This is a genomic window from Streptomyces sp. GQFP (assembly GCF_021545335.1).
Lineage (GTDB): Bacteria > Actinomycetota > Actinomycetes > Streptomycetales > Streptomycetaceae > Streptomyces.
In genome coordinates, this window is the sequence record NZ_CP089312.1 from 2,705,807 (window position 1) to 2,725,669 (window position 19,863).

Annotated in this window: 10 protein-coding genes and 1 pseudogene; 10 read left to right on the top strand and 1 reads right to left on the bottom strand. The window is 70.0% G+C overall.

The features are described 5' to 3' along the window. Positions 1–56 precede the first annotated feature (56 nt). From LUX31_RS11700 to LUX31_RS11725, 6 genes are all read left to right on the top strand, one after another. A complete protein-coding gene (locus LUX31_RS11700) occupies positions 57–1,799 on the top strand; it encodes an ABC transporter transmembrane domain-containing protein (protein WP_235474719.1) in 1,743 nt (580 codons plus the stop codon). Continuing rightward, entirely contained in the window at positions 1,796–3,571 is a 1,776-nt protein-coding gene (locus LUX31_RS11705) for an ABC transporter ATP-binding protein (RefSeq protein WP_235474720.1), read from the top strand. Before LUX31_RS11700 ends, LUX31_RS11705 begins: the two co-directional genes overlap by 4 nt. Positions 3,572–3,850: 279 nt before the next feature. Continuing rightward, the gene (locus tag LUX31_RS11710) at positions 3,851–5,956 is read left to right on the top strand and encodes a M4 family metallopeptidase (RefSeq protein ID WP_235474721.1); all 2,106 of its coding nucleotides are present in this window, start codon (positions 3,851–3,853) and stop codon (positions 5,954–5,956) included. Positions 5,957–6,313: 357 nt separating this feature from the next. Then, the gene (locus LUX31_RS11715) at positions 6,314–7,975 is read left to right on the top strand and encodes a M4 family metallopeptidase (protein ID WP_235474722.1); all 1,662 of its coding nucleotides are present in this window, start codon (positions 6,314–6,316) and stop codon (positions 7,973–7,975) included. Positions 7,976–8,119: 144 nt separating this feature from the next. Then, positions 8,120–8,632, top strand: coding sequence for a DUF1990 domain-containing protein (locus tag LUX31_RS11720; RefSeq protein WP_235474723.1), 513 nt, complete (start codon positions 8,120–8,122; stop codon positions 8,630–8,632). Positions 8,633–8,785: 153 nt separating this feature from the next. Beyond that, positions 8,786–10,786 (top strand): protein kinase domain-containing protein, encoded by a 2,001-nt coding sequence (locus LUX31_RS11725; protein ID WP_235474724.1) that lies wholly within the window; start codon positions 8,786–8,788, stop codon positions 10,784–10,786. Positions 10,787–10,826: 40 nt separating this feature from the next. On the opposite strand, the gene LUX31_RS11730 is transcribed toward LUX31_RS11725, so the two are convergent. Next, positions 10,827–13,460 (bottom strand): glycosyltransferase family 1 protein, encoded by a 2,634-nt coding sequence (locus LUX31_RS11730; RefSeq protein ID WP_235474725.1) that lies wholly within the window; start codon positions 13,458–13,460, stop codon positions 10,827–10,829. 263 nt (positions 13,461–13,723) lie between these two features. Between LUX31_RS11730 and LUX31_RS11735 the strand changes: the two genes are divergently transcribed. The 4 genes and pseudogenes from LUX31_RS11735 (at position 13,724) to treS (ending at position 19,699) form a co-directional block, all read left to right on the top strand. After that, positions 13,724–14,971 (top strand): S8 family peptidase, encoded by a 1,248-nt coding sequence (locus LUX31_RS11735; protein ID WP_235474726.1) that lies wholly within the window; start codon positions 13,724–13,726, stop codon positions 14,969–14,971. A gap of 126 nt (positions 14,972–15,097) precedes the next feature. After that, the gene (locus LUX31_RS11740) at positions 15,098–15,934 is read left to right on the top strand and encodes a hypothetical protein (RefSeq protein WP_235480199.1); all 837 of its coding nucleotides are present in this window, start codon (positions 15,098–15,100) and stop codon (positions 15,932–15,934) included. Next, positions 15,876–17,999, top strand: a pseudogene (locus LUX31_RS11745) (alpha-1,4-glucan--maltose-1-phosphate maltosyltransferase); the annotation flags it as partial. The gene LUX31_RS11740 and the pseudogene LUX31_RS11745, both read left to right, overlap by 59 nt. Beyond that, complete coding sequence (gene treS / locus LUX31_RS11750) at positions 17,996–19,699, top strand: maltose alpha-D-glucosyltransferase (protein ID WP_235474727.1); 1,704 nt, start codon at positions 17,996–17,998, stop codon at positions 19,697–19,699. The pseudogene LUX31_RS11745 and the gene treS, both read left to right, overlap by 4 nt. Positions 19,700–19,863 lie beyond the last annotated feature (164 nt).

The following is a 19,863-nucleotide window of genomic DNA, read 5'->3' on the forward strand; positions in this document are numbered from 1 at the left end:
GTGAGCCACAAGTACAGGACAACAGGCACAGGACGGGACCGGGGGACGGCGGAGAAATGATCGACGCGTACGAGGATCCCGGCACGCCCGACTCCCGGGGCCCCGCCCGTTATCTGCTGTGGCTGGTGCGGCAGCAGTGGCGGCGGTGTGCGGTCGGGGCGCTGCTGGGCAGCAGCTGGACGACGCTGATGGCGTTGACGCCGTATCTGCTGTCCCGGGCCGTCGACGACGGTCTCGAACCGGGCGACCAGGCCGTGCTGGCGGGCTGGGCGGGCGTGATTCTCGCCGTCGGGACGTTCAGCGCGTGGCTGAGCATCATGCGGCACCGGACGATGACCCGGATCCGGATGGACGCCAACTTCCGCACGGTCAAGGTCGTGATCGGGCAGGCCGTGCGGCTGGGGGCGGCGCTGCCCCGGCAGGTCGGGGCCGGGGAGGTCGTCACGATCGGCGTCGGCGATGTGTCGACGATCGCCCAGTCGCTGACGTTCGTCGGGCCGGGCGTCGGCGCGTTCGTCTCCTACTGCGTGGTCGCCGGACTGCTGCTGTCGGTGTCACCGGCGCTCGCCGCCGTGATCCTGCTCGGCGTGCCCGTCGTCGCCGTGCTCATCGGACCGTTGCTGGGGCGGCTGCAGGGAGTCGAGGCGTCGTACCGGGACCGCCAGGGCATCCTGACCGCCCGGATCGGCGACCTCTCGGGCGGGCTGCGTGTCCTCAACGGCCTCGGCGGCAAAGGGCTGTTCGCCGACGCCTTCCGCCGTGACTCGCGCCGCCTCCAGGAACAGGGGTACCGGGTCGGGTCGGTGAGCAGCTGGATCCAGGCGCTCGGGGTCGGCCTGCCGACCCTGTTCCTGGCCGTGGTGACCTGGCTCGCGGCCCGGCTGGCCGCCCAAGGGGACATCTCCGTGGGCGAGTTGGTGTCGGTGTACGGCTATGTCGCCGTGCTGATCGTGCCGGTGGCGTTCTTCATCGAGTGCGGTTTCCAGATCAGCCGCGCGTTGGTGGCGGCGAGGCGGGTCGTACGGTTCCTGGCGTTGGAGCCGGGCAACGACAGCGGCGTCCTGGACGCGCCCGTGTCTCCCGCCCCGCTGCACGACCCGGACTCCGGCGTGACCGTCGTACCGGGGCGGCTGACCGCCCTCGCCGGTGCCCGGCCCGCCGATGCCGTGGCCGTCGTCGACCGGCTCGGCCGGTTCGCCCCGTCGGCGGCGACCTGGGGCGGCGTACGGCTCGACGAGATCGCCCCGTCCCAGGTGCGCGACCGCATCCTGGTCGCCGACAACGAGGCCGACCTGTTCGCCGGGACGCTGCGCGAACTGGTCTCCGGGCGCCGGGAGTTGAGCGAGGCGGCCATCGCACGCGCGGTGCACGCGGCCGTCGCCGACGACATCGTCCTCGGGCTGCCGGACGGCCTCGACTCGGCGATCGACGCCCAGGGCCGCAACCTCTCGGGCGGTCAGCGCCAGCGCGTACGCCTGGTGCGGGCACTGCTCGCCGACCCCGAGGTGCTGTTGGCCGTCGAACCGACGTCGGCACTGGACGCCCACACCGAGGCCGCGGTAGCGGACCGGCTGCGCTGCGACCGCATGGACCGTACGACAGTCGTCGCCTCCACCTCACCCCTGCTGCTGGACCGGGCGGACACCGTGTACTACCTGGTCGACGGCAAGACAGCGGCCGTAGGCACCCACCAGCGGCTCCTCGCGGAGGAACCGGGTTACCGGGCCCTGGTGGCCCGCGACACGGACGAGATAGACGAAGAGGACGGCTTGGAAAGCATCGAGGAGTCCGTACGGTGAGCGCCCAACTGCCCGTCGCCGACGCGGCCGATGTCCGCCGGGCCGCCGTCCGGCTCATCCGCGCCGACGCTCCCGCCTTCGCCGCACTCCTGCTGCTCAACTCCCTCGCTGCCGGTGCCGGGCTTGTCGCGCCCTGGCTGGTCGGGCGGATCATCGACGAGGTGCGGGCGGGGGCCGGGGTCTCCGTCGTGGACCGGCTCGGACTTGTCATCGTCGTCTGTGCGGTGGGGCAGTTGCTGCTGGCTCGCTGGGCTCGGTACGTGGGGTACCGGTTCGGGGAGCGGACGCTCGCTCGGGTGCGGGAGGAGTTCGTCGACCGGTCGCTCGCCCTGCCCGCGTCCGTCGTGGAGCGGGCCGGAACCGGGGATCTGACGGCCCGGGGGACGGCCGACGTCAGCCAGGTCGGCACGACCCTGCGCGATGCCGGGCCCGAACTGCTCATCGCCTCGGTGGAGTGTCTGTTCATCGCCGGTGCCGTGTTCGCCCTCGATCCGCTGCTCGGGCTGGCCGCAGTGCTCGCGCAGAGCGGTATCTGGTTCGCGTTGCGCTGGTATCTGCGCCGGGCGCGCACCGCGTATCTCGCCGAGGGCTCCGCCAACTCCGAGGTCGCGGAGATCCTCGCGGCGACCGCCTCCGGCGCGCGCACGGTCGAGGCGTTCGGGCTGGCGGAGCGGCGGGTGGCGGTGAGCCGGGAGGCGCTGGACGAGTCGCGCCGCAGGCGGCTGCACACGCTGTATCTGCGGTCGATGTTCTTCCCGCCGGTGGAGGTGTCCTACGTCCTTCCCGTGACCGTTGTGCTGGTGCTGGGCGGCGCGCTGCACGGGCAGGGTGCGGTCAGCCTGGGCGCGGTCGTGGCGGCGGCCCTGTATCTGCGGCAGTTGGAGGCGCCGCTCGACCAGGTGCTCACCTGGATGGAGCAACTGCAGTCCAGCAGTGCCTCGTTCGCTCGGGTCGAGGGGCTCGGGCGGGCTCCGAAGGGCGGGTCCGAGGCATCCCCGGTACCCGTCGGTGACCGGATCGACGTGGTCGGTGTGCGGTATGCGTACGACCGTGGGGGCGAGGTGCTGCGCGGGGTCGATCTGACCGTGCGGCCGGGTGAACGGCTCGCGGTGGTGGGGCCCTCGGGCGCGGGCAAGACGACGCTGTGCCGGCTGCTCGCGGGGATCGACGAGCCTCGTTCGGGCACGGTGACCGTGGGCGGCGTACCGATCGCCGCGCTGGGGCCCGAGGAGCTGCGACGGCAGGTCGTGCTGGTCACCCAGGAGCACCATGTCTTCCTCGGCACGGTCCGGGACAATCTCCTGATCGCCGAACCGGCCGCCACGGACGCCGAGTTGTGGGCCGCGCTGGCCGCCGTAGGCGCCGCCGACTGGGTGCGCGAGCTGCCGGCCGGTCTTGACACCGAGCTGGGCCCCGACGGGGAGTCGACCGACGGTTCGCGGGCGCAGCAACTGGCCCTGGCCCGGGTCGTGTTGGCCGACCCGCACACGCTGATCCTGGACGAGGCGACGGCGCTGCTCGATCCGACGACCGCGCGTCACACCGAGCGCGCGCTGGCCGCCGTACTCGAAGGGCGGACGGTGATCGCGATCGCGCACCGGCTGCACACCGCGCACGACGCGGACCGGGTGGCCGTGATGGAGGAGGGGCTGCTCACCGAACTCGGCACGCACGAGGGGCTGGTGGCGGCGGACGGGGCGTACGCGGCGCTGTGGCGGTCGTGGCACGGGGAGCAGCAGCAGTCCGGGCCCTTGAAGGGCGAACACCCCTGAAGGGTAGACACCCCGAAGGGCGGAAGTCCTCGAAGGATGAATGGTCCGTATAGCGAACATGACCAACCGAGCAACGGACTGTTTCCAGCCAACTTCTTGACGCGGTCCTGACAGTATATGCGCTCGCCTGGCACTCTTCCCACGGCACCTTCACAGCTGCTCCACAGCAACACGTCACAAGCGACATCGCTGTGTTCGTCGCCGCGCATCCGCACGCACCTGTTCTGCCCCGGACGGACGACCACCGTCCGGTCCCCCCTGGCCGCTCGACCCGCGGCCATGCAGAAGGAGTCAGTGTTGAGACGCCAGTCCCACAGACGCACCCCCCACGCAACCCCCCACACCAGCACCACCTCGTTCTCCCGCTCCACCCAGCGACGGGTCGCCACCGGCGCCCTCGTCGCCGTAACCGCCTTGCTGGCAGCGGCCGTTCAGGCCGGTGCCGCCACCGCAGCCCCGGAGAAGGCACCGTCGGCCGCGGGCAAGGTCATACCGGGCGCCGAGTCGATCAAGCTGTCCCCCGCCCAGCGCGCCGCGCTCCTCGCCGAGGCCAACGCCACCAAGGCGGAGACCGCCAAGGAACTCGGCCTGGGCGCCAAGGAGAAGCTCGTCGTCCGTGACGTCCTCAAGGACGGCGACGGCACCGTGCACACGCGGTACGAGCGCACGTACGACGGACTCCCGGTCCTGGGCGGCGACCTGGTCGTCGACACCGCCAAGTCCGGTGCCACGGAAGGCGTCGTGAAGGCGACCCGCGCCACCATCAAGGTCGCGTCCCTGACGCCGAAGATCGCCGCCGCGAAGGCGGAGACCCAGGCGCTGGGCGCGGCGAAGGCGGAGGAGGCCAAGAGCCCCGACGTCAACAAGGCGCCGCGCAAGGTGATCTGGGCGGCGAGCGGCACCCCCGTACTCGCCTACGAGACGGTCGTCGGCGGCTTCCAGCACGACGGCACCCCGCAGGAGCTGCACGTCATCACGGACGCCACCTCGGGCGCGAAGCTGTTCGAGTGGGAGGCGGTCGAGACCGGCACCGGCAACACGGTGTACAGCGGCACGGTCGACCTCACCACCACGCAGTCCGGGTCGACGTACAACCTGACGGACGGCGCGCGCGGCGCCCACAAGACGTACAACCTGAACCGCGGCACCTCCGGCACCGGCACCCTCTTCTCGGGCTCCGACGACGTGTGGGGCAACGGCCTGCCGTCGAACCTGGAGTCGGCCGGCGCCGACGCCCACTACGGCGCGGCTCTGACCTGGGACTACTACAAGAACGTGCACGGGCGTTCCGGTATCCGGGGCGACGGCGTCGGCGCGTACTCGCGCGTCCACTACGGCAACAACTACGTCAACGCCTTCTGGCAGGACGCCTGCTTCTGCATGACGTACGGCGACGGCTCGGGCAACGCCAACCCGCTGACGTCCATCGACGTGGCCGCGCACGAGATGACGCACGGCCTCACCTCCAACACGGCCGGCCTCAACTACAGCGGTGAGTCAGGCGGGTTGAACGAGGCGACCTCGGACATCTTCGGCTCGACGGTCGAGTTCTACGCCAACAACTCCTCCGACGTCGGTGACTACCTCATCGGCGAGGAGATCAACATCAACGGCGACGGCACGCCGCTGCGTTACATGGACAAGCCGAGCAAGGACGGTTCGTCCAGGGACAGTTGGTACTCGGGCATCGGGTCGATCGACGTGCACTACTCGTCGGGTCCCGCGAACCACTTCTTCTACCTGCTCTCCGAGGGCAGCGGCGCCAAGACCATCAACGGGGTCAGCTACGACTCGGCCACCTCGGACGGGCTGCCGGTGACCGGCATCGGCCGGGACAAGGCGGAGAAGATCTGGTTCCGCGCGCTCACCACGAAGTTCACGTCGACCACCAACTACGCGGCGGCCCGCACCGGCACGCTCGCGGCGACGGGTGAGCTGTACGGCACGACGAGCGCCGAGTACACGGCCGTGCAGAACGCGTGGGCCGGTATCAACGTCGGTACACGTCCGGGCGGTGGCGGTGGCACCGGGACCTCCTTCGAGTCCACGGCCGCCGTATCGATTCCGGACAACGGTGCCGCGGTGACCTCGTCGCTCGCGGTCACCGGGATCACCGGCAACGCGCCGACCAACCTGGTCGTCACGCCGGACATCACGCACACCTGGCGCGGCGACCTCGTCGTCGATCTGGTGGCCCCTGACGGGTCGGTCTACAACCTGAAGCCGTTCAGTTCCTCGGACTCGGGCGACGACGTGAACGAGCCGTACACGGTGAACGCCTCGTCCGAGGTCGCCAACGGGACCTGGGTGTTGAGGGTCCAGGACCGGGCGGCCCAGGACGTCGGCACGATCAACGGCTGGAAGATCACGTTCCCGACGGCCTGAACACACAGCATGTAAGGGCCCGTTGGGGCACTGTTCAGAACCCGTGAACGACACGGCGCCGCCCCGGTGGATCAACTCACCGGGGCGGCGCTTCCTTTGCTGCCCCTGTACTGCGGTTTTGTTGCCACCGTGCCTGATCTTTAGCACCGCTTTACCAAGATCGCGCCGCGTTACATACACGAAACGTTCATCCGGCAGTTGGTTTTCAGCCAACATCACTTGAAGGTCATGACATGTACGCGCCCTCAATGCCACTCTTCCACCGCACGCCGCAGCAACAGCAACAGCACTCCGACTTCACAACAACCTCCGGACGTTCCCCCCAAGGCCGTCCGGATCCCCCACAAAGGAGTTCGCGTGACCCCCCTCTACGCGCGTCACAAGCGCACCACTCTGGCCATCGCCACCGCGGTCGCGGCCGGAGCCCTCCTCACCACCGGTCTGACCACCGGTGCCTCCGCGGAGAGCGAGCCGGCCGGCACCACGGCCAAGGCCGCCGCCGTGCCCGTCACCCTCTCCCCCGCGACGCGCACCGCGCTCATCAAGGAAGCCGCCGCCGAAGCCCCGGCGACCGCCGACGAGATAGGCCTCGGCGCCAAGGAGAAGCTGGTCGTCCGTGACGTCGTCAAGGACGCAGACGGCACCCTGCACACCCGCTACGAGCGCACCTACGCGGGCCTGCCGGTCCTCGGCGGCGACCTCGTCGTGCACGAGGACGCGGCCGGCGAGACCACGGGCGTGACCAAGGCGCAGAAGGCCGCCATCAAGGTCACCGACCTCACCCCCGAGGTCACGACGGCCGCCGTCGAGAAGCAGGCGGTCACCCTGGCGAAGAAGGCCGGCTCCACCAAGTCGGAGGCGTCGAACGCCCCCCGCAAGGTGATCTGGGCGGCCTCGGGCACCCCGACCCTCGCCTACGAGACCGTCGTCGGCGGCCTCCAGGAGGACGGCACCCCGAACGAGCTGCACGTCATCACGGACGCGGCCACCGGCGCCAAGCTGTACGAGTACCAGGGCATCGAGACCGGCACCGGCAAGAGCGTGTACTCGGGCACGGTCACCCTCGGCACCTACCTGTCGGGCTCGACGTACCAGCTGTACGACACCTCGCGCGGCGGCCACAAGACGTACAACAAGGCGCGCAGCACCAGTTCCTCGGCGGGCACGCTGTTCACCGACGCGGACGACACCTGGGGCACGGGCGCGGCCTCCAGCTCCTCGACCGACCAGAGCGCGGCCGTCGACGCCGCGTACGGCGCGCAGACGACGTGGGACTTCTACAAGAGCACGTTCGGCCGCAGCGGCATCAAGAACGACGGCGTCGCCGCCTACTCGCGCGTCCACTACGGCAACGCGTACGTCAACGCCTTCTGGTCCGACAGCTGCTTCTGCATGACGTACGGCGACGGTTCGGGCAACGTCAAGCCGCTCACCTCGCTGGACGTGGCGGGCCACGAGATGACCCACGGCGTCACCTCCAACACGGCGGGCCTGAACTACTCGGGCGAGTCCGGCGGCCTGAACGAGGCGACCTCCGACATCTTCGGCACGGCCGTCGAGTTCTACGCGGCGAACTCCTCCGACGTCGGTGACTACCTCATCGGCGAGGAGATCGACATCAACGGCGACGGCTCGCCGCTGCGTTACATGGACCAGCCGAGCAAGGACGGCTCGTCGGCCAACTACTGGTCGTCGTCGCTGGCCAACCTCGACGTGCACTACTCGTCCGGTCCCGCGAACCACTTCTTCTTCCTTCTCTCCGAGGGCAGCGGCAGCAAGACGATCAACGGGGTCAGCTACAACTCCCCGACGTACAACAGTTCCACGCTCACGGGCATCGGCCGCGCCAAGGCCGTCCAGATCTGGTACAAGGCGCTCACCGAGTACATGACGTCGACGACCAACTACAAGGGCGCCCGCACGGCGACCCTGTCGGCGGCCTCGGCCCTGTACGGCTCCACCAGCACGGAGTACGCGGCGGTGAACGCGGCCTGGGCGGCGGTCAACGTCACGGCGTGACCACGCAGTAGGTGAGAAGCAGGTGATCGGCGGGGCGGTACCCGGAACGAAGGCATTTCCGGGTACCGCCCCCGTCGTACGCGCATCCGCGTCCCGCACCCCCGCCGCAGGTCACCGCCACCCCCCGCCCTACCCTTGGGTCCCATGTCCTTCACGTACGCGGAGGTCGGCGCGACCCGCGAGCGCGGCTTTCGTTGTCCGCCCGGCTTTCACCACCTGAATGTACGCACCCGCATAGGCGAGGGCGAGCCGGTCTTCCGGCGCGCTTCCGAGGCCGTCCTCACCTGGGAGATGCACCGCTCGATGGGCGTGGGCATCGACGCGAGCGCCGACCGGGCGGCCCCTGACGTCGATGTCACGGTCACCCTCGCCGGTCTCATCAAGGCGCCCTGCCGGATCGTCTGGACGGTGGAGGAACACCGGCGCGCGGGCTGGGCGTACGGCACGCTGGCCGGTCACCCGGAGTGCGGCGAGGAGGCGTTCGTCGTGGACCGCACCGGTGACGGCACCGTGTGGCTGACGGTCAGCGCGTTCAGCCGCGGCGCGAAGTGGTACGCGAAGGCGGCCGGACCCGCGGCCCGGGGCCTGCAGCATGCCTACGCACGGCGGTGCGGGGTGGTCCTGCGGCGGCTGTGCGGGGAGTACGGCGAGGACTGAGCCGGGAAGCAGACGGGACCGGGCGTCGAGTACGCCGAGGTCGGCGGGGCTGCGCGAATTCCTGGCCGGGAAACCGGTCCAACTCCCCCTTTCGTACAGGCGTGCTGCGCTAATCTCGCGGTCACCCGTGCCACGCGAGAGACCAGGGCCCTCATGCCACCCCAGCACCGCAGCCGCACCGAAGCGATGGCCTATGCGGCGGCCGGTATGGAACCGCCTCCCGTGGTCCCGCTGCGCAGGAACGACCCCCGGCAGGCGGGCCCCTACCAGCTGGAGTCGCTGCTCGGCAGCGGCGGCATGGGCCGGGTCTATCTGGGCCGCGACACCAGCGGCGGTACGGGCCTCGCGGCCGTGAAGGTGATCCGGCCCGAGTACGCGGAGGACCCGCAGTTCCGGAAGCGGTTCGAGCGCGAGGTCGGCGCCCTGGACCGGATCCAGGGGGCGCACATCGTACGGCTGTTGGGCAGCGGCTGCGACGAGGACCTGGTCTGGGTCGCCACCGAGTACATACCGGGGCCCACTCTCGCCGAGGTCGTCGCGGAGCGCGGGCCGATCGGCTCGGAGGCGGCCTGGCGGCTGCTGGCCGATGTCGGGCGGGCGATCGAGGCCATCTGGCAGGCGGGGCTGGTCCATCGCGACCTCAAGCCGTCCAACGTGATCCTGGGTGCGGACGGCGCCCGCGTCATCGACTTCGGCGTCGTCCAGGCCCCCGACGGCACCGCGATCACCGTCACGGGCCAGAACGTCGGAACGCCCGCCTACATGTCCCCGGAACAGGCCAGGGGCCGCGAGGTCACCGCCGCCTCCGACGTCTTCTCGCTGGCCTCGACCCTGACGTACGCCGTCACGGGACAGGCGCCGTTCGGTGAGGGGACCGGCGTCGATGTCCTGTTCGGGGTGGCCTTCGAACCGCCCCGCGACGAGGTCCTCGACCTGGTGGGGACCGTCGACGCGGAACTGGCCGCGTTCATCCGCACCTGCCTGGACAAGAACCCCGAGCGGCGCCCCCTGCCGGAGACGGTGTTCAGGACGGCCATCGGCCACCAGCTGTCCCCGTCGTCACCGGCACCGGCCGCACCCCCTCAGGCGAAGCGCCCGAAGCCCCTCCTGGAAGCGGCGCCCCCGCCCCCTCTCGCCCCCGCCGCAACCCCCGTCCCTGCCCCCGCCTCACCCGGCGAACGCGGAAAACCCAGGAACAGGAAAATGCCGCTGGTCGCCGTCGCGGCGGCAGCCGCCCTGGTCGCCGGGGGCATCACCGCGGCGCTGCTGAGCCAGGGCGACGACCCGACATCGGCCGCCACCGGCACAGGAACCGAGACCGGCACCTCGGCCGCCCCGGACCCGCTGCCCGCCCCGACCACGACGAAGAACCCGACCACGGCACCCACCACCCCGCGCGACGCACCCACGCCCGCCCCGTCGACGACGGAGGACCAGGCGGCGCAGACGGAGCCGACCCAGGTACCCGCCCAGAACCCGGCGACGCTCGACATCCGGTCCGACGCCTGCGCGGCGGAGTTGGTGACGGGCGCCACCGGCGACTGCGTCGAGGCCCTGCAACTCCTCCTCGGCGGCCACGGCCTGTACGTCGCGGTCGACGGCCGGTTCGGCCCGGAGACCCTCGCCGCGGTGAAGGCCTTCCAGACCGAGGCCCGAACCTCCGTAGACGGCAGGGTCGGCGCCCAGACCAAGAAACTCCTGTACGCCACCCCGCGCGGCGCGGCCCGCACCGGCGCGCTGACGATGACCGAGAGCACCGGCGGCGGCTCGGTCGCCCGCTGCCTCGACGCCCGGAACGGCACGGTCGGGGTGTGGACCTGCCAGGGCACGTCCACCCAGAAGTGGGCCCTGTACCGCGTCCCCGGCCAGGACTCCCGCTACCTCGTCGTCAACCAGGGCAGCCACCGCTGCCTGGACGCCGACGCGGACACCAGCGGCACGAACGGCCAGCAGATCGGCACCAGAACCTGCGACGGCCTGGAAGCCCAGTACTGGCGGCTCGGCGACGCCGGCGAGTTCGGCGGCCAGACCTTCGTCAGCATCCCGAACGGCTACTGCCTGGACGCGGAGGCCGCCACGACGGGCCAGGAGGGCCGGACGGTACAGGGCTGGAGCTGCTCGGCCAACGGCAACCAGGCGTGGAGCTGGTCCTGACACACCGCCAGGACCAGCAGGCCAGGCCGTCCAGCGGTCGTCACCGCATCAGAACCCCCGCCCCCTCCCCCACGTCCTCCGAAGGCACCGCCACCAACCCCATCTCCGCGCTCGACGCCAGCAGCCGGTGCGCCGGCAGGATCCGCACGGTGTAGCCGTAGGGCCCGGTCCGATGCAGGGACAGCGGCCCCTCGTACAGCCAGCGCCCCTCCAGGTCGGGCCCTCCGACCGGCTTCAGCGGGACCGTCGACGCGTCGGTGATGCTGTCCTCCGAGTCGACGCGTCCCGAGACCGCCTGGACCTCGACGTCGTCGGGAGCCAGCTCACCGAGCCCCACCCGCACGCGGAGCGACAGCGTGCTTCCCAACTCGGCCGTCAGGGAGGGTGCCGAGGTCTCGACATGGTCGACCGTCACCGTGTGCCAGGCGTGCCGGACCCGGGACTTCCAGGCCGCCAACTCCCTTGCCGTGTCCGGGGTCATGGTGCGGTGGGCGCGGGCCGCCGGGGCGTACAGACGCTCCACGTACTCCCGCACCATCCGCCCCGCCAGCACCTTGGGACCGAGGTGCGTGAGGGTCTCGCGGACCATCTCGATCCAGCGGTCGGGCAGTCCGGTCTGGCCGTGCTCGTAGAACCGGGGGGTCACCCGCTGTTCGAGGAGGTCGTAGAGAGCCGCGGCCTCTACATCGTCCCGATGGTCGGGATCGGTCCCCGCGACGCCGTCCGCCGTGGGGATCGCCCAGCCGAAGTCGGGCCGGAACCATTCGTCCCACCAGCCGTCCAGGACCGAGAGGTTGAGACAGCCGTTGAGCGCCGCCTTCATCCCGCTCGTCCCGCACGCCTCCAGCGGACGCAGTGGGTTGTTCAGCCAGATGTCGCAGCCCGGGTACAGCTTCTGCGCCATCGCCATGCCGTAGTCCGGCAGGAACACGACTCGATGCCGGACCCGTGGGTCGTCTGCGAACCGCACCAGCTCCTGGATCAGGCGCTTTCCGCCGTCGTCCGCCGGGTGCGCCTTGCCCGCGACCACGATCTGGATGGGGCGTTCGGGGTGGAGCAGCAGGTCGAGGAGACGGTCGCGGTCGCGCAGCATCAGCGTCAGGCGTTTGTACGAGGGGACCCGGCGCGCGAACCCGATCGTCAGGACGTCCGGGTCGAGCACCCCCTCGATCCAGCCCAACTCGGCCGTACCCGCGCCGCGTTGACGCCAGGACGCCCGCAGCCGCTCCCGTACCTCCACCACCAACTGCTCGCGCAGGGACCGCCGTAGCTCCCAGATGTCCTGGTCCGGGATGTCCGCGACCGCGTCCCACCGGTTCGAGCCGCCGACCGTCAGCGCGTCCTCGGTACGCTCGGCGCCGATCTGCCGCGCACCGAGCCTGAACACCTCCGGCGCGACCCAAGTCGGCGCGTGCACACCGTTGGTGACCGAGGTGATCGGGACCTCGGCGGGGTCGAAGCCGGGCCACAGCCCCGCGAACATCTCGCGGCTGACCTGCCCGTGGAGAAGGGAGACCCCGTTGGCCTGGCGGCCCAACCGCAGGCCCATCACGGCCATGTTGAAGAGGTTGGGCTCGCCACCGGGGTAGGTCTCCATGCCCAGACTCAGCACGCGTTCCACGTCGATGCGCGGGAGTTCGGCGTCGGGGCCGAAGTGCCGGGCGACCAGTTCGCGGTCGAAGCGGTCGATACCGGCGGGGACGGGGGTGTGCGTAGTGAAGACGGTCCCCGCACGCACGGCCTCAAGACCCGCGTCGAAGTCCAGCCCCTTGTCGCAGAGTTCGGCGATCCGCTCCAGGCCGAGGAAGCCCGCGTGGCCCTCGTTGGTGTGGAACACCTCGGGGGCGGGGTGCCCGGTGAGCCGGCAGTACGTCCGGACCGCGCGCACTCCTCCTATGCCGAGCAGCATCTCCTGGAGCAGCCGGTGTTCGCTGCCGCCCCCGTACAGCCGGTCCGTGACGCCCCGTTCGCCGAGGTCGTTCTCCTCCACGTCCGAGTCGAGGAGCAGCAGCGGCACCCTGCCGACCTGCGCCAGCCAGACCCGGGCCCGCAGCGACCGGCCGCCGGGCAGCGCAAGGGAGACCTGGGCCGGGGAGCCGTCGGGTTCCTTGAGGAGGGCGACGGGGAGTTCGTTGGGGTCGAGGACCGGATAGGTCTCCTGCTGCCAGCCGTCCCGGGAGAGGGACTGCCGGAAGTAGCCGTGCCGGTACATGAGTCCGACGCCGATCAGCGGTACGCCGAGGTCGCTGGCCGACTTCAGATGGTCCCCGGCGAGGATGCCGAGGCCGCCGGAGTACTGCGGGAGGGCGGCCGTGATGCCGAACTCGGGGGAGAAGTAGGCGATGGCGGCGGGTAGTTCGGCTCCCTCCTGCCGAGTCTGCGTCTGGTACCAGCGGGTGCCGGTGACGTAGTCGTGGAGGTCGTCTGCGATCGCGGTGAGGCGGCGCAGGAAGCGGCGGTCCTCGGCGAGTTCGGTGAGCCGCTCGGGCGAGAGGCTGCCGAGGAGCCGTACGGGGTCGCAGTCCGCGTCGGACCAGCGTTCGGGGTCGACGGACTGGAAGAGTTCGCGGGTCTCCGCGTGCCAGGACCAGCGCAGATTGCGGGCCAGGTCGCTGAGCGGCCGGAGGGGTTCGGGGAGAACGGGACGGACGGTGAACCGACGGATCGCCTTCACATGCCACCTCGGTGGTCGCGCGTCATGTCAAGCCTTACGAGGACGCACGGCCGTGTGCGTCCGTCATCAACCCCATGACGGTATCGGGGCGGAGGCGTACGAACCACGGGGCGTGGCGGGCGTCCACACGGCAGTTGCCAGGCCCCGTACGGACGATATGGCCGGTTCCACCCCCGTAGGCCACCTTGTAACACTTCTCCCCGCACGAGAGGCTGCCCAGAAGGCCGCCCGGCGTTGGCGGCCGAGGAGGGGGAACTCCAACCATGAAACGGACGTGCACAAGACGCCTGCGCTGGGCGGCGGGCCTGACCGCCGTGGCCACCGCCTCGGTGCTTTCGGTCACCGCACCGGCCCAGGCCGCCCCGCAGGGGCACATAGTCGGCGCCGGTGAACCCGGCTCCGTCGGCGGAAGTTACCTGGTCACACTCAAGGGAGGCACGGCGGCCCCGTCGGCGGACGGCAAGAGACTCGCCGCGAAGTACGGGGCGAGAATAAGCCACACCTACAGCACCGTCCTGAACGGCTATGCCGTCCAGGCCAACGAGAGACAGGCCAGACTCCTCGCGGCGGACTCCCGCGTGGCCTCGGTCGCCCAGGACACCCGGATCACCTACGACCAGAGCACGACGTACGCCGAGGAAACGGCGTACGCCCTTGCCCGCAAGCGTGGCCAGCAGAATCCACCGTCCTGGGGCCTGGACCGGATCGACCAGGCCGCGCTGCCGCTCGACGACAGCTACTCCTCGCCCGACTCGGCGGGCAAGGGCGTCACGGTGTACGTGATCGACACCGGTATCCGCATCTCGCACAAGGACTTCGGCGGACGGGCGAGCTACGGCTGGGACTTCGTCGGCAACGACAGATGGGCGGGCGACGGTAACGGCCACGGTACGCATGTCGCGGCCACGATCGCCGGGACGGCACTCGGCGTCGCGAAGAAGGCGAAGGTCGTCTCCGTACGCGTCCTCGACAACGCGGGCGGCGGTACGACGGCGCAGGTCATCGCGGGTATCGACTGGGTGACGCGGCACGCCAGGAAGCCCGCCGTCGCCAATGTGAGCCTCGGCGGCTACCGCAACGCCCAACTGGACGCGGCGGTACGGAACTCGATCGCGTCCGGGGTGACGTACACGGTCGCGGCCGGGAACGACGGGGCATCGGCGTCGTCCTACTCACCGGCCGCCGTCAAGCAGGCGATCACGGTCGGCGCGACCGGGTGGACGGACGCCCGGGCCACCTTCTCGAACTGGGGATCGGCTCTCGATCTGTTCGCCCCTGGTGTCTCGATCACCTCGGCGTCGTACGCGAGCGACACGGGCCGGGTGGCGTTCTCGGGTACGTCGATGGCGGCGCCGCACGCGGCGGGCGCGGCGGCCCTCTACTTGGCGGAACGACCGAAATCCCGGCCGGCGCAAGTCGCCAAGGCGCTGACGTCTCTGGCGACGGCCGGGAAAGTCTCCGACAAGAGGGCCGGTTCACCGAACAAACTCCTGCGGATACCGCTCTCTTAGGGGCACTGTGCCGTTGTCGGCCCCGTCCGCCGGACGGGGCCGATGACGTTCGCGGACCTGGCTGATCCTGGGTGCAGACATACGCGCGAGTAGTTAGCAAAGTGCCGGATTGCCCACCCGAATAGGGTGGGAAGGCTCCCCCGGTACAAGACTCAGTACGCCCCGCTGGACACCCCTCCCCACATCCATCCGCCCACCCACGTTGACGCGGACAGGAGCGGTCATGCCCGCCACGCACCACTCGGCACCACCCCCGACCCCCACCCCCGGCATACCCCCGACGGCCACCACCGTCCCGTCGGCGGCAAACCAGGGGACACCCTCCCCTGCCCCGGAGAAACCCTCCCCCACCCTGGAGACACCCTCCCCGGCCCCGAAGACGTCCGCCGAGACACCACCGGAGACCTCTTCCGCCACCCGATCCACGCCACCAGAGAGCTCCTCCGCCACCCGGTCCACGCCACCGGAGCAGCCCTCCAGCACCGGTCCGACATCCCCGGACACACCGCCGGCCACCGCTCCGACAGCCCCCGGAATGCCCTCAAGCACCGCGTCGACCGCGCCCGACACGCCTTCAAGCGCTGCTTCCTCAGACCCGGGCACGCCCTCCAGCACCGCATCGACCACCCCCGACACACCCTCCAGCGCTCCTCCCTCAGCCCCGGGCACGCCCTCCAGCACCGCATCGACCACCCCCGACACACCCTCCAGCGCTCCTCCCTCAGCCCCGGACACACCCTCCAGCACCGCATCGACAGCCCCAGACACGCCCCTCACCGCCGCTCCGCCGCCCGGGGACACCCCGGCCGTCGCCGACCACCAGCCGGACCCGGACACCCCGGCCGGCAAGGGCCGACCGACGCCGGACACGCCCTCCCTAACCGGCCAACGTTCCTCGAACGCACCGGCCACCACCGGCCAACCCGCCTCGAAGACACCCCCCGCCGCCCGGCCGGCCGCTGAGCCGGCCGCGGTCACGACTCCGGCCCCGGAAACTCCGGCCCACCCGGCGGAGCCTCCCGCCGCCCCCCTCACCGAGGACACCGCAGTCGGCCGTATCCCCGTCCTGGACGTACGCCCCCTCGTCCTGAACGGGCGCCGCCCGGCGAAGGCAGTGGTCGGCGAGGCCTTCGAGGTCTCGGCCACCGTCTTCCGCGAGGGCCATGACGCCGTCGCCGCGAACGTCGTGCTCCGGGATCCGAAGGGCCGCCCCGGCCGTTGGACGCCGATGCGTGAACTCGCCCCGGGTACCGACCGCTGGGGCGCCACCGTCGAGGCCGACGCGCCCGGTGAGTGGACGTACACCGTGGAGGCCTGGGGCGATCCGATCAGCACCTGGCGGCATCACGCGGGCATCAAGATCCCGGCCGGGATCGACACGGAGCTGGTGCTGGCGGAAGGCGCACAGCTGTACGAGCGTGCAGCCACCGGCGTACCGAAGAACAAAGGCAAGCGGGCGGTGATCCTGACCGCCGCCGAGGCCCTCCGGGACACCGAACGCCCACCGGCGGCCCGGCTGGCCGCGGCCCTCACACCTGCCGTGAACAAGGTGCTGCGCCGGCATCCGCTGCGTGAACTGATCACCGCCAGTGAGCCGTTGAAGCTCGTCGTGGAGCGGGAGCGGGCTCTGTACGGGGCCTGGTACGAGTTCTTCCCCCGATCCGAGGGGACCGTGCAGCAGCCGCACGGGACGTTCCGCACCGCCGCGCGGCGGCTGGCGTCGATCGCCGCGATGGGCTTCGACGTCCTCTACCTCCCCCCGATCCACCCCATCGGCCACACCTTCCGCAAGGGCCCCAACAACACCCTCTCCGCCACCCCCGACGACGTCGGCGTCCCCTGGGCGATCGGCTCCGAGGACGGCGGCCACGACGCCGTCCACCCCGACCTCGGCACCCTCGACGACTTCGACTTCTTCGTCGCCGAGGCCGCCCGCCACGGCCTGGAAGTCGCCCTCGACTTCGCCCTCCAGTGCTCACCCGACCACCCCTGGGTGCAGAAACACCCCCAGTGGTTCCATCACCGGCCGGACGGCACGATCGCCTACGCGGAGAACCCGCCAAAGAAGTACCAGGACATCTACCCCATCGCCTTCGACGCCGACCTCCCCGGCCTCATCACGGAGACCGTCCGCGTGCTGCGGCACTGGATGGACCACGGGGTACGGATCTTCCGCGTCGACAACCCGCACACCAAACCGGTCGTCTTCTGGGAACAGGTCATCGCGGACATCAACCGCACCGACCCCGACGTGATCTTCCTGGCGGAGGCCTTCACCCGGCCCGCGATGATGCACACCCTCGCCCAGACCGGCTTCCAGCAGTCCTACACCTACTTCACCTGGCGCAACACCAAACCCGAGCTCACCGAATACCTCACCGAACTGTCCGGGGACGCCGCCGCGTACATGCGCCCGAACTTTTTCGTCAACACCCCCGACATCCTCCACGCGTACCTTCAGCAGGGCGGGCGTCCCGCTTTCGAGGCCCGTGCCGTCCTGGCCGCCACCCTCTCCCCCACCTGGGGCGTCTACAGCGGCTACGAACTCTGCGAGAACACCCCTCTGCGCGAGGGCAGCGAAGAATACCTGGACTCCGAGAAATACCAACTGCGTACCCGTGATTGGGAGTCGGCGGAACGTGACGGACGTAGCATCGCGCCATTGATAGCCACGCTCAACGCGATCCGGCGGCGCAGCCCGGCCCTGCGGCAGCTGCGCGACCTCCATTTCCACCACGCGGATCAGGAGGCGGTGATCGTCTACTCGAAACGCCGGGGATCGAACACGGTTCTGGTGGTCGTGAACCTCGACCCTCACCACACCCAGGAGGCGACGGTCTCGTTGGACATGCCGCAACTCGGCCTGGACTGGCATGAGTCCGTGCCGGTACGCGACGAGCTGACCGGCGAGACCTACCCATGGGGCAGGACGAACTATGTGCGCCTGGAACCGGGCACCCGCCCCGCGCACATCCTGACCGTCCTGCGACCGTCCACCCCGCAGATCGGAGGGTCACCCACAACATGATCGTCAATGAGCCTGTCCCGGACACCTTCGAGGACACTCCCGCCAAGGACCGGGACCCCGAGTGGTTCAAACGCGCCGTCTTCTACGAGGTCCTCGTCCGCTCCTTCCAGGACAGCAACGGCGACGGAGTCGGCGACCTCAAGGGCATCACGGCCAAACTCGACTACCTCCAGTGGCTCGGCATCGACTGCCTCTGGCTCCCGCCCTTCTTCAAGTCACCGCTCCGTGACGGCGGTTACGACGTCTCCGACTACACCGCCGTCCTCCCCGAATTCGGTGACCTCGCCGACTTCGTCGAATTCGTCGACGCCGCCCACCAACGCGGCATGCGCGTCATCATCGACTTCGTCATGAACCACACCAGCGACCAGCACCCGTGGTTCCAGGAGTCGAGAAACGATCCCGAAGGCCCGTACGGCGACTACTACGTCTGGGCGGACGACGACAAACAGTTCCAGGACGCGCGGATCATCTTCGTCGACACCGAGGCCTCCAACTGGACCTTCGACCCGGTCCGCAAGCAGTACTACTGGCACCGCTTCTTCTCCCATCAACCGGACCTCAACTACGAGAACCCGGCGGTACAGGAGGAGATCATCTCCGCGCTGAGGTTCTGGCTGGACCTGGGCATCGACGGCTTCCGTCTCGACGCGGTCCCGTACCTCTACCAGGCCGAGGGCACCAACTGCGAGAACCTCCCGGCCACGCACCAGTTCCTCAAACACGTGCGCAAGGAGATCGACGCCCACTACCCCGACACCGTGCTCCTGGCGGAAGCGAACCAGTGGCCCGAGGACGTCGTCGACTACTTCGGCGACTATCGGAGTGGCGGGGACGAATGCCACATGGCGTTCCATTTCCCGGTCATGCCGCGCATCTTCATGGCAGTGCGCAGGGAGTCGCGCTATCCGGTCTCGGAAATCCTCGCGAAGACCCCCGCCATTCCCTCGAACTGCCAGTGGGGCATCTTCCTGCGCAACCACGACGAGCTCACCCTCGAAATGGTCACCGACGAGGAACGCGACTACATGTGGGCCGAATACGCGAAAGACCCGCGTATGCGCGCCAACATCGGCATCAGGCGGCGGCTGGCCCCGCTCCTGGACAACGACCGCAACCAGATCGAACTCTTCACCGCCCTCCTGCTGTCCCTCCCGGGCTCGCCGATCCTCTACTACGGCGACGAGATCGGCATGGGCGACAACATCTGGCTCGGCGACCGCGACGCCGTCCGCACCCCCATGCAGTGGACCCCCGACCGCAACGCCGGCTTCTCCTCCTGCGACCCCGGCCGCCTCTTCCTCCCCACGATCATGGACCCGGTCTACGGCTACCAGGTCACCAACGTCGAAGCGTCGATGTCGTCCCCGTCCTCGCTCCTGCACTGGACCCGACGCATGATCGAGATCCGGAAGCAGAACCCGGCGTTCGGACTGGGCTCGTACACCGAACTGCCCTCCTCCAACCCCGCCGTGATCGCCTTCCTGCGCGAATACAAGGACGACCTCGTCCTGTGCGTCCACAACTTCTCCCGCTTCGCCCAGCCGACAGAGCTGGACCTGCGGACGTTCAGCGGCGCGCATCCGGTCGAGCTGATCGGCGGAGTCCGCTTCCCCGCCATCGGTGAACTCCCCTACCTGCTCACCCTCGCCGGTCATGGGTTCTACTGGTTCAGGCTCCGGCGAGAACACGGTGAGTAGCGCTACGGCCACGCCGCTCTGGTGATCGGAACCCGCGGCGGTCCAGCCCAGCCGCGGACAGGACACGCCACCGTCTTGAGTGACGTGCACGTCAATGGTTCCGGCTGCGCAACTCGCCTGAAACGGCCCCTGGCCACAATTGAGGGCGGGGCGGTTTTCACCGC

Coding starts and splice junctions, on each gene's coding strand:
- LUX31_RS11735 (WP_235474726.1), top strand. CDS start 13,724: ATGAAACGGACGTGCACAAGACGCCTGCGCTGGGCGGCGGGCCTGACC.
- LUX31_RS11725 (WP_235474724.1), top strand. CDS start 8,786: ATGCCACCCCAGCACCGCAGCCGCACCGAAGCGATGGCCTATGCGGCG.
- LUX31_RS11700 (WP_235474719.1), top strand. CDS start 57: ATGATCGACGCGTACGAGGATCCCGGCACGCCCGACTCCCGGGGCCCC.
- LUX31_RS11710 (WP_235474721.1), top strand. CDS start 3,851: ATGCAGAAGGAGTCAGTGTTGAGACGCCAGTCCCACAGACGCACCCCC.
- LUX31_RS11720 (WP_235474723.1), top strand. CDS start 8,120: ATGTCCTTCACGTACGCGGAGGTCGGCGCGACCCGCGAGCGCGGCTTT.
- treS (WP_235474727.1), top strand. CDS start 17,996: ATGATCGTCAATGAGCCTGTCCCGGACACCTTCGAGGACACTCCCGCC.